Genomic DNA, 14808 nt, shown 5'->3' on the forward strand with positions numbered 1-14808 from the left:
CCTGCGTGCATGCAATCCCTAGCCATTCGCGCCCCCGTTCACGGCTCTCGTTTGGGCATGGGCCGCACCAGCCCCCTATACACCACGAACTGCGCATCGTCCTTGTACTGCAGCTCCTGTCCGTCGCGCAGGACTTGGTAGCAGATCGGTTCGTCCTTGCTGATTTCCGGCTGCAGCAGGCATAGCTGATTGCCTTTGACGGACCAGCGCGCAGACCGCTGGCGGCCGTTCTCCGATCGCTCGACGCGCCCGTCCGCGAAATACTTGTGCCCCCAATGGCGTTCATCGGTCACATACTTGCCGCTGATGGTCGCACGAATCTGCGGGCCGGTCAGCGGCACCTCCCTGGCGGTTGCGGCAAGTGCGGGAAACATGGCCCCGGCGATGATGAAGCGCATGAGGTGCCGGGTAGAGCTTGTTGAGAGGCGTTGCGTAACCGAGCTGAAGGTCTTCTTTGTCACTTCGCCGCCTTCTGCGCATCCAGCGCCTTCTTCACTGACTGAGCCAGATCCACGGCCTTGCCCTTTCCCCAGTAGTGCAGAAAGACGTAGCGCGGTTCCTCGTAGGTCATGTGCTGGTGGATTGCCACGATGTTGATGCTCTGGCCACGCATGGTTTTCAGGACCGTCTGCAGTTCGTTTTCATGCATGGCGAAGTCGCCATCGACTACCGCATGCTCATCGTCGCCAGCAAAGGCCGCCCAGGTATTGATGCCCATTTCATTGCCGACGGTGGTTCCATGCATCTTGGCTGTGCGGCCAAGGGTTACTTTCACCATGCCATCTTTGACCTGCGCCTTGCTGCCCAGAATCTCCTCGATGGGCGCAGCAGTGACATGGCTTGGCGATGCGATGTCGCCCGCGAAGCTGCTGGCCGGCGTGCCTTGGGCGGCGCGCACCTGCGCGATGCGGTCGTACACCGCCTTCACGCCTGTGGCGAGCTTGCGTGCATCCCCCATGCCGCCGATGTGCATGAAGAAGACCTTGGGTTGGTCGAAGAAGAAGTGGTTGTGCAGCGCAGTCACTTCCAGGCCGTTGTCCAGCGCGACGCTCATCGCCGGGTTGACTTCATCCTCGAACAGCACCGTATCGCCCATCATCATGGTGGACGAGCCCATTGGCGTGAACGCGGCCCAGGAGGTGAGCCCCATGAACGGTGGCATGGTCCAGCGATCGACATTGATCTTCACGTCGTCGCGTGGCTTGCTGACCTTGAAGACGTTTTCCGCCTGGTTGTAGCTGCCCTTGAGGCCGGTGGCCGTTTCGATGGCAGCGGTGTCGATGGCCTGGGCCATGGCCGGGGCGCCTGTAGTGAGCAGGCCCGCGGCCAGGGCCAGTGTGGAGAGGGTTAGACGCAGCATGGAGTTTCCTTGGTAGTTGGCGGGATGCAGCTCCGGGGGCTGGCCGGAGCGGGTAATCGAGGCAGGTGCCGGTCAATCGAACGGGTATTTCGACGACAGAGGTTCCGGAGTGACCTCGTAGAGGTCTTGGCCGTGGGCGCGCAGCAGATAGGCCTTGCCTTTGCGCAGTACCGTCCAGCATTCGGGCTCTACACCCGTGCTGATGCTTACGCACAATTCCTTGCCCACGATCTTCCAATGCCCCTGGTGCGGCCGCCCCAGTTCAATGGACTTCGTGCGTCCATCGGGAAGGAGGTAAGCGGACCAGTGCGCGCCTTCGGATATGACATTGCCGACGAAGACTGTCTTGATCTGCGCGCCGGTGAGTTCGCTGGGGCCGGGCGCTGCCGATGCCGCCACCAGGCTCAGGGACTGAATGAGTGTGGCGAAGGCAAGACGGGGGATTGCGGACATTTGGTGCATTTTCAGTTGGGCGGATCAGGCTGGCATGACCGGCGGCCAGTTGTGTGTCTCGGCCTGGCATGCGCGGCACCACGCATAGAGGGCGTCGTACATCACCATGCCGTGCTGGAGCATTTCGTGGTCGTCGCTAAAGTTGTGCGACAGCCCGAGCGAGAGCGCATAGAGCCCTGCTGATTGCGGCGTCAGGTCGAGCCGGGAGGTGTCGGCGCCGCGCACGATCTCGGCCAACTGGCGCAGCGCTGGGTCGTCCAGGTGGTACTTCGACAGGAAGGAATCGAAACTGCACAGCTCGCCCACATGGCTTAGTTCGACATTCGGGATGTCGTAGGGGATGGCGCCGGTAGCGTTGGCGGTTTTCAGCACCTCGCTGGCCGGCACATAGAGAAATTCCGCCTGCTGGTCGATGAAGCGCGCAACCAGCCAGGGACAGGCGATGCGGTCGATCTTGGGGCGTTCGCGTGTAATCCACTTCATGGTGCTACTCCTTTGCTTCAAATGTCACGCCAGCAGCGCGACAGGCTTCGATGCCTCCGGCCACGAAGCGTGCGTCGAGGCCATGCGCTCGTAGCGCGAGCGCCACCGACTGGCTGACTTCATGGCCGTGCACGCAATACACAAGGACGGGTTTAGAGGTATCGATTTCACGGCTCCAATTTGCCAACTGCACGGGATCGCGCCGAATGGCCCCGGCGATGCGATCAGGCGCTTGTGCGTAGCCTGCCGTGCGTCGCACGTCGATCAGTTGGAGGTCACCGCCGACTTCCTCTGGTGCGGCCGACCAGGGCAGTGCATCAGCCTCGACGGCGGCAGCGTAGCGCTGCATCACGGCATTCCAGCGGATGTTTTGCATGAAGGCGTCAACATACGCGGCCGCCTTGGCACCGAAATCCATGTGGTAGGCGTGCTCGTACATGTCCAGTGCCAGCAGCGGTGTGGCGCCGGCCAGCAGGTTCGTATGGTCAGCCGCCCAATGGTTGATCAGCCGCGCCTCGCGTGTGGACCATGACAGCAGCGCCCACCCCGAGCCGCCGCCCATGGCCTTGGCCAGTGCGGAGAATTCCGTGCGCCAGCGGTCAACGCTGCCAAAGTCGCGGGCCAAGGCAACTGCCAGGCCGGAGTCCGGCAATGCACCGTCGCCTCCCAGCGTGTCGAAGTACAGCTCGTGGAGCCAAGCGGAATTGGCGGCGATCAGCTCTTCGCGCTTCAGGCCATTGATCATGAAGACCGGAGCGGTCGGCCAATCCAGGTGCGCCAGTTGCTGGCGAATAGCATCCAGGCGCTTGACTGCACCGGTGTAGTTGTTCGCGTGATGGCTGAGGATGAGTTCCTCGGACAGCCCGTTGAGGGCAGCGAGGTTGATGGTAAGGGGGCGTAGTTGTAAATCCATTGGAGTGTTCCTAGAAATGTGGCAAGTCATGGGTTAAGGCGTGGACTCCTCTCGCTTCTATTCAGCTGCGGGTCACCAGCGGGTAGACGACCAGCCCAATCAGTGCCGCGGCAGCGACAACGATCGGCTCCGGCAACTTCTTGAATTTCCAAAGCAAGGCAGCAGTCCCCAGGGCGAGTAGCGCCGTGGGAACGTCCTTGATCGAGCGCACCCCGATAACTACCACGGCTCCGGCCAACGATCCGATGGCGGCTGCCGTCACGCCATCGACGAATGCCACGATTCCCGGTTTCTTTCCATATTTCTTGAAGTACGGGGCTGGCAGGACTGTGAGGAGATAGCACGGCAGGAAGGTTGCCAGCGCCGCAGCAACCGCGCCCCAGAAGTCCGCGACCAGAAAGCCGATGAACCCGGTAGTGACGACGACAGGACCGGGAGTGATCATGGCGACTGCGACAGCGTCTAGGAACTGGTGATCGGTCAACCATCCGTACTCTTTGACTACTCCGCTATACAGAAACGGGACGATAGCTAGGCCGCTACCAAAAACAAAACTGCCCGCGTAGAAGAAATACTTGGTGATCTGCCACAGCTTGGTCCAGTCGACGTTGGACAAGCCAAGCAAGGCCAGCAAAGGAATAGCACTGCTGTGCAGCGTGCTGGACGGCTTAATAAATTTCGGCGGCGCGCGCAACAACCACACGAGAACGCCTGCGCCCAGGAACAGCCACAGTTCCTCGGATTGGGTGATGATCGTCACCGCCGCCGCTACTGCAAAGATGGCCCATTGCAGTTTGTCTTTGCCGATGTTCTTGGTAGAGAGCTTCCAGGTGCTGATAGCAATGATCCCAATGACAGCGGAACTCACGCCATAAAACACGGCCTGCATCCAACCCAGACCGCCGAAATGCGTATAGGCCCAACCCAGTCCGATCACCATCAGAAACGAGGGCAGCACAAAAGCGAGGCCCACCAGGGTGGCCCCTAGGAAGCTGTAGTGAACAAAGCCCAGGTAGATGGCCAACTGCGCGGCTAACGGTCCTGGCGCGAGCTGCGCCAAGGCCAGCCCTTCCTTGTAGTCTGCCTCGGTGAACCATTGGCGCCGTTCCACCAAGTCGCGATCCATGTAGCCGGCCAGGGCTACGGGTCCGCCGAAGCCCAGTGCTCCGAGCCGTAAGAAATAAGCAATCAATTGCCACAGCGTATAGCTGCGAGGCGCCGCACTGCTGATGGCTGCAGCTGAAGTGGTCTCGTTCATGAAGATTCGTTCCTAAAAAAGTGATCTGAGTTAAAGAAGTGATCTGAGGTGGGTCGTCACGTTTTGCGACTACTGGAGAAATGGGCATGGAGCGAATCCAGCACGCCGCCGATGTCGACCAGCAGCGCGTCGTCGTCCGGCCAGCGCTTGCGTGCGCCGGCCAGCACGGCCTCGAAGCCGCTGGCCTCGGGTGTGGTCGCGCCACCCACGTCGAGCGCATGCACCATGGCTCCCAGGCGCGAGAGACCCCGATCGTCCTCCAGGCCGAAGCTCGCCAGCAGTACCTCGAACGTCACCCGCTCGCCCACGTGCGAGAAAGTCGCGCCGTCGAAATCGAAACCCAGCGCATCGGACGGGCAGTCTGCTGCGGTGTTCAGCCACAGGAAGCGCGCGTGAGGGTCGATAAAACGCTGGATCAGCCAGGCACTCGCCACGCGGTCCACCCAGAGATGGCGGCGTGTGGCCCAGACTCGCCCCTGGTACTGCATGCGATCACGCCGAGCAATGTTGCCCGCTGTTGGCTGCGGCTCACCGGGTGACTGCATGGCTTCGAGGGCGTTGGCGAAATCGCGCCACTGGGCGTCGGCGCGGATCGACGTCTCACCGGGAAAGAAGTCGATTTTGCGGATGACCTCATAGGCACGCGCATGCTTGCGCTGTGTACGCTGGAGTTCGGCTGCGCTCAGGGCGGAGAGCGTCTGGCGTGCTTGCGCCAGTTCCTCTAGCCAGGGGGTGTAATCGGCCGCCCGGTCGAACAACGCCTGAAAGGTGGCCTGTTCGGTCATGTTCCGGGCTTGCACCTGCAGCAGCCAGGCTTGCCCGCCTTCCTGCAGCGCCTCGTCGGCCAATACCTGCAGTTGCGCAGCCTGTTCGGCTTGGGCGGGCAGTAGATAGGCGCCGTCGCGCAAGGCGGCACAGCCGAGCGTCTTGACCGCGCGCCAAATCCGCATGCGTGCCGTGGCGCTCGCGGAGGGGAGGCTGACGATGAGGGTCAGCCAAGAGTCGGAGGTGAGAGTCATGGCAACAGCTTAAATCCATGTCACGGTCGTTGCAATGATGTAGCGATCTCTACAAAATAACTGCTACTGGGTTCAGAAGATTTGCACCCCGCGCTGGGGCGTGTCGGCGCGCGGCGCCGTCAGGCTCTCGGGCGTTGCCCCGTGCTTCGTGCCGAATCACGGCCATGCGGCGTCGATCCTTCACGCAACTGCGGCCCTGATCGCAGATCCGGGCCTGCGCGCTGCGCTTGCTAATACCGGCTGTGCCTGGGTGGCGCGGTGTGGCGGCTTGTTGCTTCTCCATCGTGCCACGGCGTTCTCGCCGTGCAAGGGCGGCGCGTGCTCGCACTCTTGCGGCCTGCGGCCGTCGTTGACCCTTGACTGCTTGCGCTGCGCAGTGCCCCGAAAGGGTCGGGCAATTCCGCCCGGCAACCTTTCAGGAGCTCACCATGAACAACGCACTCATCACTGACGAGCAGCGCATCGTGCTGCTGTCGGAATCCAGCCTGCGCTCTGACGACTCGGCGTGATGCCTTCGCGCCCCTAACGGGGCGTTGCGCGCTTTGCTTGTCTCCAGGGGAAAGCCCTGCGGGCTATCCCCGCCGCGCGAGCTTGGCGCCCCTCAAAGGCCGCCGAGCCGGCTTCCCGATGCCTGGAGCATGAGCTTGTGCATCGAGCCTTGAAGTCCGGGCGTCCCCGGCCAGGAAACATGGCCGGTCGCGCTGTCGTGCTGCGCATCGAACCCCCTGCGGGGTTTCGCCCCTGACGGGCTTCCATCGTCCCCTCCCTCCGGTCGGCTGACGCCTCCGGCCCGGCTTCCAGCTTCGGGCCTGCGCGCTTCGCTTGCCGTGCGGTCGGCGTGTTGAGGGGCCGTTGCCTTGTCCAGCCGTCTTCCCTGACTCATCACCTTGTCCGCGACTGTAGCCCGCGGCCGTGTGCCGTCAAGGCGCGCAGGGCCGTGTCCTCGGCTGCGCCTGCGGGCCGCACCAACCCTGCGCTTGTCTCCTTGACGGCCCCCGTCCGCGCGCTCCTGACCGTCGCGGGCGATGAACTCAGGAAAGACGGTGGCAACAGGGCCAACCGGGTTCCTCGTGCCGACTGCACCGAACAGCCGAAAGGCTGGGCTCCGAATCTAGGAATCCGGTGTTTCTTCAACAGCCAAGTCAGGAGAAAGACATGCTCGCATCCCGTTTCGCAAACCATTCCCCCGCACTGCGTTCCGACTATCCCCTGTCGGATGACCAAATCCGGCGCGTGGCCCCGTCCATCTTCGCGGACTCCCCGCATGAGAGCCGTTCGGAGCGATACAGCTACATCCCCACGGCTACGGTTTTGACTGAGCTTCGCAAAGAAGGCTTCCAGCCCTTCATGGTGACGCAGACCCGCGTACGCCGCGAAGACCGACGCGACTTCACCAAGCACATGATCCGCCTGCGCCACGCCAGCCAGATCAACGGCGCCGAGGCCAACGAAATCATCGGGGTCTCCTCGTTTTCAGTGCAATAAGTGACGGTACGCAAAGCTAGCACTGGCGCGGGGGTGGTCTGGGTAGACCGTTGATTTCATTGACTTTCCTGTTCGCTTTGTAAACGGGTATGGTGGCCTCCCACTTTTGAGGTTCACGATGCAGGGTTGGCACACAACGTTTTTGGGGATGCGTGGGCTCCCCCGCGATATCAGCGACTTCGAGATGAAGGCATTTTTCACCTTCGATGGTGCCGAGCGCGACGCAATCAATGCACGCCGAGGTGATTCCCACAAGCTTGGTCTGGCGCTCCATATTGGTTTCCTGCGCATGAGTGGGCGTTTGCTCGGTGCCTTTCGGGTAATTCCAGTAGCCTTGTGGCGCCACCTTGGCAACGAGCTTGGCATTGCAGCACCAGAAGTCGCCTCGCTGAGAGCCATGTATGAACGCGGGCGCACGCTATTCGATCACCAACAAGTAGCCTGCACGGTCCTTGGATTCCAGTGGATGAGCGAGCACCAGCGCCGCTCACTGGTACGTGAACTGCGCGACGAAGTGGCGCGCTGCGCCGACCGCGATCAGCTACTCGTGCGGGCGCGTCAATGGCTGTACAAGAACAAGCTGGTGATCGTGCACGAGCGGGCAATTCGGACACTGATTGCGGCGGCACTTGCCCAGCTTGAAGTTGAAACAGGCACCGCCATCGCCGCCAGCGTTGATCCAGCAACACTTGATCGCTGGCGAGCCTCAGTTTCAGAGCTGCGCCCAGATGGACAAACCCAGCAGAGTTGGCTATGGGCTGCACCGGCGAAACACTCAACCCGCCAAATCAGCGAGGTACTGGAGCGCATCGACCTGCTTTACACGCTGGACGTTCATAAGCACCTGGCAGACATCCCCGATCTCATCTTGCGCCGCTACGCGCGCCGACTTGTCTCCAGGCCGCCCTCAGCCGGAGCCAAGATCAAAGAGCCAGCGCGCACCGTGGAGGTCGCATGCTTTCTTCGGTATTGCCTGTTCACCACCACAGACCAGTTGATCCTTATGGTGCAGCGCCGGATCGCCGATCTGTGGCGTCAGGCTGCCGCCGATGTCCCCGCTACCGTCAATTGGGCCGCAATGTACAAAACGCTGCTCGGCGAACTTGTTGCCTTGAGCGCGCAAGGTGCGGTGCCAGATGCTGAGTTGCGTGCCCGTCTTGAAGCCTTGATCACCGAAACCCAGAAACGCAAACCACCGAGCAGGGCCTCCCTGGTCCGCGAGGGATTGATTGATGGAATTCGCCCCGTGCGGTCGTTGCTCGTCGCCATTGCAAAGCTGCCCTGGCAGGCCACCGGCGAGCATCCTGCCATCGAGTACCTTGCCAAGCTGCAAGCTTTATATCTCAAAGGATCCAGAAAGCTGCCAGTTGAAGTGGTGGCACCAAGTCTGGGAATGATCTGGCAGGTTTCGATCTCCAGCCCAGACCGGGAACGGGCGTTTCAGGCGTTGGAGGTGGCCACCCTGTTTGCCCTGCGCCGCGCGGTGCGCAATGGCTCGGTCTGGATTGAGCACAGCCTGAGCTTTCGGGGTCGTGCGCGCTTGTTCTTCACGGACGAGCGTTGGCAGGCAGAGTCCAAGAAACACTATGCCCGTCTATCGTTACCCAGCAAGGCTGCCACTTTCTTGAAGCCTTTGCTGGCCAGAGTAACTGCCGGTGTCGATGCGGTGGCCGCTGCAGCCCGCAGTGGCGTACTGCGCGTGGATGATGAACTCCATTTGTCGCCATTGCCCGCAGAGGACGAAGACCCAGAAGTGACCAAGCTGCGCGCGGCTTTGGATCACCGCATCGGTGAGGTTCAATTGCCGGAAGTGATTCTGGCCGTTGACGCCCAGGTGCGCTTTAGCTGGATCATGCTCGGACGTGAGCCGCGCTCTACCGACGAGCTGCTGATGGTCTATGCCGGCATCATGGCCCACGGCACCAGTCTGACTGCGGTCGAATGCGCGCGCATGATTCCGCAATTGTCTGCCACCAGCATTCGCCAGGCCATGCGCTGGGCGCGGGACGAACGGCGTCTGAGCCAGGCCTGCCAGGCTGTGCTGGAATTCATGCAGCGACACCCGATTGCCGCCACCTGGGGGCGGTCCGATTTGGCATCTTCTGACATGATGAGCATGGAGACCACCAAACGGGTGTGGCAAGCCCGGCTTGATCCTCGGCGCAACACACCTTCCATTGGAATCTACTCCCATGTAAAAGACCGGTGGGGCATCTTCCATGCGCAGCCCTTTGTGCTCAATGAGCGCCAGGCGGGCGTGGCCATTGAAGGTGTCATCCGCCAAGAAAAGCTGGAGACCAGCCAGCTTGCTGTGGATACCCATGGCTACACCGACTTTGCCATGTCACATGCCCGTTTGCTTGGTTTTGATCTTTGCCCGCGGTTGAAGGAACTCAAACAGCGCCACCTCTTTGTGCCACGCGGCACCAAAGTGCCCGCAGAAATCGCTGCGGTGTGCGAAGCCAATGTCGACGTCGCTTTGATCGAAAAGCATTGGGATAGTCTGGTGCACCTGGCAGCCTCGGTCATGAGCGGACATGCCAGTGCGGTGGCAGCTCTTGCGCGGTTCGGTTCTGCCGCCCAGGGCGATCCAATCTATGAGGCTGGCGTGCAATTGGGGCGGTTGCTGCGTACGGCGTTTTTGGCTGACTACTTTGTCAAGGACGCTTTCAGGAACGAGTTGCGCCGGGTGCTCAATCGGGGCGAGGCTGTTAACGCCCTCAAGCGCGCCATTTATACCGGCCGGATCAGCCCGGCGCAGGCCAAACGTGTCGATGAAATGCAGGCTGTGGCCGATGCGTTGAGCCTGATGGCCAACATCGTGATGGCGTGGAATACCTCACAGATGCAGGCGGTCCTGGATCGCTGGTCGAACCGCCGCCAGGTCATTCCACCGGAACTGATCGGGAAGATTGCGCCCACCAGGCTGGAGAGCATCAACTTGCGGGGTGTGTTTCGCTTCCCGGTTGACCGCTATGCTGACCAAATCCTGCCTTCGCGGCCAAATGCATCGATAACTGGCACCAATGGATGAAACCGACCACGGTTTGACGCCACGAATCGCAGATTTGAAAGTGAACAGGAAAGTCAATGAAATCAACGATCTACCAACACCACCTCCGCGCCAGTGCTAGCTTTTCGTACCGTCACTTATTGCACTGAAAACGAGGAGACCCCGACTGCAGGCCCACATCAAGCTCGAACGCGAGGCACGCGAGAGCGGCGACAAACGCGCCACCGTGCGCCTGTCGGGTGAATTCCACGTTCTGTTGGCCGAGCTGGCAGGCAACTCCGCGCTGCTGCGCAGCATGCGCGAACTCTCCACTCTGACCTGCCTGACGATCTCGCTCTACGAATCGGCCGTCAACACCTGCTGTCTGGTGGACGAACACGAAGCCGTGGTCACCGCCATCGCCGCAGGCAAAAGCGAAGACGCCGAGCAGATCATGCTCAATCACCTCAACCACATCCAGGGCAGCCTGCGCCTGGAGGCCGACTCGGACGAAGCCGATCTGGAACAGATTCTGGGTGACATGCTGTAAGCCCGATGACGTTGGTCGGTTGACACGAAGGAAGTCGGCACTGCCCCCTCGCCAATCGACTATGCTTGATCCGCTTTCTGTTTTTCTCGAAAGGAAGAAGCATGGGATTCGGTCGACATAAAGTTGCCAATGCGCAGGACGAGCTCGAAAAGTCGGTGAGCAACCTGCGTGAGCTGCTGGCCAACGCCGATTTGGACAATATTCCTGAGGTGCGCCAGCTTCGCAAGCGGCTGGACGAGGGTCTCAGCGAAGTTCAGGACTCGGCCATTGATGTGGTCCACGAAGCCAAGCGTCATGCGCGTCACGCCGCGCGCGCCACCAACGAGTATGTCCACGACGAACCTTGGCAGATCGTCGGTGGTGCCTTGGCTGCGGGTGTGGTTCTGGGATTCTTGCTCGGCCGTCGTTGAGCCGTCAGCAAAGAAGTCGCGCCCTCTTCGGAGGGCGTTTTTGCGTGCGATGAAGCCCGTTGCCCATGCGATTTTCCGCCTGTCAGAATCCCGGGCATCTGATTGTTAATTGATGCCCATTGATTGTTAATTTACGACTCTGGGATGGCATCATCCGCGGCATGTACGAGTCGAAGGAATCACTGTGCCCAGTCTGCTGGCAGCCCTCCAAACTGTTCATCCTGGGAAATGGCCGCTGGCACCATCATCAAGAGTGCGCTTGCATTGAAGTGCGAATCCACTTCCGGCTGCTGACTGCCGCAAGCCGTCTGGATCGCGACGAGTTTCCATTGGGCTTGCGAGAGCAGATTGCCGAAGATGCCCGCAATGCGCCATCCCACAAGTATGTGACGCTTGCCTTGAACGTCGGTGCGATCAGAAGCAGCGGGCGACGCTGGGACCTGCGACTGAGACGCCGCATGCGCGGTGACCCACCCCGCCCGTAGCGGGTGTGCTGGGTCCGCGCGGCCACCGCTTTGCGTTGAATCGGCGCTTCACGTCTTGACTCGATCACAACAGCCATTGCCAGCAGAGCCGATATTCAGTGTGTGCGGCGATTGAAACAATGGATGCGCATCCACCCAAACGACTTCTCGACGATCTGCGGTACACCGCTTCGCAGGTCCTAGGAATTCACATCGATGATATTCAACGACTCTCCCAGGGAGCGGTAGAGCTCGTATTGTTTCTGAACGAAATCGCGCGTGGCTTCCGGTGAAGTCACGTTGGGAAGCGATCCTGTCTGCTGTGTCATGGAACGCCAGTTCGCGTCTTCCGCGATGGCTTTCATTGCCGCCACCAACCGGGCTCTTACATTGGCAGGAAGATTCGGTGGGCCGTACACCGCACTCCAGCCGACGATGGGCTCCATCTCGGCGAACCCCAACTCCTTGGCGGTCGGGACGTCCGGAAACTCCTTCAGGCGTTCTGCCGTAGTCACCATCAGCGCCCGCAATGAGCCAGCTTTCACATGTGCAATGAAGGAGCCCAGACTTCCGCAAGAGAACTGCGTCTGTCCCGCGAGCAGGGATGACACGGCCTCTCCCGTTCCCTTGTAGGGAATCTGTGTCGGAACCTGATCCGTCAGTTGCAACAGCCGGAACAACTGTCGCGGCCCCATGTCATTGGTCGTCAACACCCCTGCCGTGCCGAAATTGAGATTCTTGCCTTGCTTTTTCATGGCCTCCGTCAGATCGGCGAAGGTCTTGTAGGGAGAGTTGCTGCTCACCACACATCCATAGGGATTGAGTTCCAAGGTGCCGATGAACGTGAAGTCGTTCCACTTGTATTTGGTGGAGGTCGGCATGATGGCTGGCATGATCGCCTGCGATCCGGTGCGCGCCAGCAAAAGGGTGTAGCCATCCGGTTTCGCGCTCACGACCTGGGTGGAGCCGATCACGCCGCTGGCCCCCGTCTTGTTGACCACCACCACCGCTTGCCCCAACGCCCTGGTGGCTGCGGCGGCAAAGGCCCGCGCAGCATAGTCTGCATCACCTCCTGCGCTGAATGGTGCGATCAGTGTGATCGTTCGGTTGGGATAAGCCTCCTCGGCACTTGTGGGCTGGGACATCAACCCCAAAGCCAGACCGATGCCCAAGGAGCCATTCACAACTCCCAGAATACTTTTTTGACGCAGCATTTCTTGTCTCCTGTATTTGTTCAAACCATGGGGATGGACGCACTTGCCTCACGTCCATTCAAGATCAGACTCACTCCTCGCTGAGCACCAACACACAATCCACGGCCGTCGGGCCGCCCACACCAACGCGCACGGGATTCAAGTCCAGCTCGGCCAGGCGAGGTACTCCGGCGGCCAGGTGAGATACATCCGAGAGCAAGCGGGCTATGGCGTTGCGATCCACCGGGCTCTGCCCACGCACACCGTCCAGCAGTGCACCGAGTCGCAAATCCTCGAGCATGGACAGCCCCTCCTGCACTTCAAACGGTGCCTTGCGGAAGGAAACATCCTTGAGAACTTCCACCAGCACGCCACCGAATCCCACCATCACCATGGCTCCAAAGGCGGGATCGCGATGAACGCCGATTACCAGTTCGATGTGCCCATCAACCATGGGCTGGATCAGCACACCGGACACCCGTGCTTGCGGCGCATGATGAGAAATGTTGCTCAGCAGCTGCTTGACGCCGTCGCGTACCGCGCGCTCATCACCAAGCTTCAGCAGCACGCCACCCACTTCGGTTTTGTGAGAAATGTCGGGTGACTCGATCTTGATGGCCACGGAGCCAGCGAATCGAGACCACGCGGCAACCGCTTCTTCCTCATCCCTTGCAAGCAGCACAGGGGCCATGGGGATGCCAGCAGACTGCAACCAGTGCGTGGCCTCCAGACACGGAACCATGCCTGCCTTCCATTCCGTGGTCACAGTGGGTGGATTGCGCAATGGCGCGCGCTCCGTCAACGCATGCTTCCTGAGTGCGCTGTGGTGCCGGGCCAATGCGGCTGCAGCCTCCACAGCCCGCTCACCGGCGCCAAAAACCACCAGCCCCATCTCTCGCAAACGACGCTGCGCGTCCTGCGGCGCAGCCACCCAGCAGACAAAGAAGGGCTTGCTCGTGCGTGCTTGAATTTCCTTGAAGATGCCGACCAGTTTGTCGACATGCGCGGTCATCAGTTGCAGCCACACGATCCCCACATCCACCTGCGGGTCGTCAAGCAAGGCCACGACAGATTCCAGCAGCAACTCGGGCCGCGCGACGAACTGGCCGGTCACGTCCACCGGATTGGTGGCCGACCCGAAAGCAGGCATGACCTTGGCAAGGCGTTCCTGAGTCGCGTGGCCCAGAGCAGGGATCGTCAAGCCAACCTCTTCCGCGCGATCCGCCATCATCACGCCCGCACCGCCTGATTGCGTGGCGACGCCCAGACCATGACCGGAACACGCACGCGGCTGGGCCAGCGCCTCCATCATGTCCAGCATCTGTTCCTCGTTGCGGGCTCTGAGCACGCCGAACTGGCGAATCACAGCATCAAAGACGGTGTCCTCCACCGCCAAGGCACCCGTATGGGAGGCCGCAGCACGCGCACCCGATCCCAGTCGGCCCACCTTGGTAAGGATCAACGGCTTGCCCAGCTCCAGACAACGACGCGCCAGACGCACCAATCCTTCTCCGTCCGAGACGCCTTCCAGATACCCGGCGGCAACGCGCACGCGCGGATCCTCGATGACCGCCAGCATCAGATCCGAAAAGTTCAGATCCGCTTCATTGCCGGTGTTGATGAAGTAGCCAAGCCCCAACCCACGCTGACGCACCAGCGCGGCAATCGCCGTGCCGAAGGCTCCCGACTGAGTGACGAACGCAATGGGACCGCCTCCTGTCTCGCCATCTGCATATTGGCTGAAGGTCGCATACACATTGGAGAACGCGTTGATGAACCCCAGACAGTTGGGGCCGCACAGGATCACACCGGACTCCTGTCCAGCTTGGGCCAGCAGCCGCTCCTGAGCCTTGCCCTGCTCTCCCATTTCGCCGAATCCCGAACTGAAGATGACGGCAGCTGCAACCGATCTGCGACCCAGCGCCCTGACGGTCTCGATGACCTCGCTCGCAGGCACGGCGATGATTGCCATGTCGATGCCTTCGGGCAGGTCGTCGACGCGCGCAAAGCATGGGATCCCCTGGATTTCCTCATACTTCTGATTCACCGGATAGATCTTCCCGGTGTATCCCTTCTCAATGAGATGCTTGAGCGGCCGACCATTGACCTTCGAGAAATCCGCCGACGCACCCACGATGGCAATCGACCGAGGATCGATCAATCGCTGAATGGCTTGTCGGCGTGTCGTTTCCTGGACTGACATTGAACCCCTCCTTGCGCCCACATCT

General features: G+C 60.9%; 13 protein-coding genes and 1 pseudogene. 4 read left to right on the forward strand and 10 right to left on the reverse strand.

Going from position 1 to position 14808, the window contains the following annotated elements:
* Positions 1-38: 38 nt before the first annotated feature.
* From ACRSCF_RS28555 to ACRSCF_RS28585, 7 genes are all read right to left on the reverse strand, one after another.
* Positions 39-398 carry a hypothetical protein gene (locus tag ACRSCF_RS28555; protein WP_059441851.1) on the reverse strand — a complete coding sequence of 120 codons (360 nt, stop codon included), beginning with the start codon at positions 396-398 and terminating at the stop codon, positions 39-41.
* Between the two features lie 59 nt (positions 399-457).
* The gene (locus tag ACRSCF_RS28560) at positions 458-1360 is read right to left on the reverse strand and encodes a DUF1259 domain-containing protein (protein WP_005797786.1); all 903 of its coding nucleotides are present in this window, start codon (positions 1358-1360) and stop codon (positions 458-460) included.
* Between the two features lie 72 nt (positions 1361-1432).
* Positions 1433-1813, reverse strand: a complete 381-nt coding sequence (locus ACRSCF_RS28565) for a hypothetical protein (protein ID WP_013722014.1) — start codon at positions 1811-1813, stop codon at positions 1433-1435.
* Between the two features lie 24 nt (positions 1814-1837).
* Positions 1838-2296 (reverse strand): chromate resistance protein ChrB domain-containing protein, encoded by a 459-nt coding sequence (locus ACRSCF_RS28570; protein WP_005797792.1) that lies wholly within the window; start codon positions 2294-2296, stop codon positions 1838-1840.
* 4 nt (positions 2297-2300) lie between these two features.
* Positions 2301-3209, reverse strand: coding sequence for a Fe-Mn family superoxide dismutase (locus ACRSCF_RS28575; RefSeq protein ID WP_013722015.1), 909 nt, complete (start codon positions 3207-3209; stop codon positions 2301-2303).
* Between the two features lie 61 nt (positions 3210-3270).
* Positions 3271-4467, reverse strand: a complete 1197-nt coding sequence (locus tag ACRSCF_RS28580; RefSeq protein WP_013722016.1) for a chromate transporter — start codon at positions 4465-4467, stop codon at positions 3271-3273.
* A 56-nt stretch (positions 4468-4523) separates the two neighbouring features.
* Complete coding sequence (locus ACRSCF_RS28585) at positions 4524-5486, reverse strand: chromate resistance protein ChrB domain-containing protein (protein ID WP_046987168.1); 963 nt, start codon at positions 5484-5486, stop codon at positions 4524-4526.
* A gap of 1155 nt (positions 5487-6641) precedes the next feature.
* On the opposite strand from ACRSCF_RS28585, the pseudogene ACRSCF_RS28590 reads away from it, so the two are divergent.
* The 4 genes and pseudogenes from ACRSCF_RS28590 to ACRSCF_RS28605 all read left to right on the forward strand — a co-directional run.
* A pseudogene (locus tag ACRSCF_RS28590) lies at positions 6642-6956 on the forward strand (DUF932 domain-containing protein); the annotation flags it as partial.
* Between the two features lie 133 nt (positions 6957-7089).
* On the forward strand, positions 7090-10005 hold the full coding sequence (locus ACRSCF_RS28595; protein WP_003049965.1) for a Tn3-like element IS1071 family transposase: 2916 nt from the start codon (positions 7090-7092) through the stop codon (positions 10003-10005).
* Positions 10006-10162: 157 nt separating this feature from the next.
* Entirely contained in the window at positions 10163-10513 is a 351-nt protein-coding gene (locus ACRSCF_RS28600; protein WP_411165112.1) for an FCD domain-containing protein, read from the forward strand.
* Positions 10514-10578: 65 nt separating this feature from the next.
* Positions 10579-10923: a DUF883 family protein gene (locus ACRSCF_RS28605; RefSeq protein ID WP_411165079.1), complete on the forward strand. Its 345-nt coding sequence runs from the start codon at positions 10579-10581 to the stop codon at positions 10921-10923.
* A 179-nt stretch (positions 10924-11102) separates the two neighbouring features.
* On the opposite strand, the gene ACRSCF_RS28610 is transcribed toward ACRSCF_RS28605, so the two are convergent.
* The 3 genes from ACRSCF_RS28610 to ACRSCF_RS28620 form a co-directional block, all read right to left on the reverse strand.
* A complete protein-coding gene (locus ACRSCF_RS28610) occupies positions 11103-11303 on the reverse strand; it encodes a hypothetical protein (protein WP_034369516.1) in 201 nt (66 codons plus the stop codon).
* Between the two features lie 284 nt (positions 11304-11587).
* Positions 11588-12601, reverse strand: coding sequence for a Bug family tripartite tricarboxylate transporter substrate binding protein (locus ACRSCF_RS28615; RefSeq protein WP_043004383.1), 1014 nt, complete (start codon positions 12599-12601; stop codon positions 11588-11590).
* A 70-nt stretch (positions 12602-12671) separates the two neighbouring features.
* The gene (locus tag ACRSCF_RS28620) at positions 12672-14783 is read right to left on the reverse strand and encodes an acetate--CoA ligase family protein (RefSeq protein WP_034368919.1); all 2112 of its coding nucleotides are present in this window, start codon (positions 14781-14783) and stop codon (positions 12672-12674) included.
* Between the last annotated feature and the right edge of the window lie 25 nt (positions 14784-14808).

The sequence above is a fragment of the Delftia sp. 11MD genome, from assembly GCF_050907895.1.
GTDB classification, from domain to species: domain Bacteria; phylum Pseudomonadota; class Gammaproteobacteria; order Burkholderiales; family Burkholderiaceae_C; genus Comamonas; species Comamonas tsuruhatensis.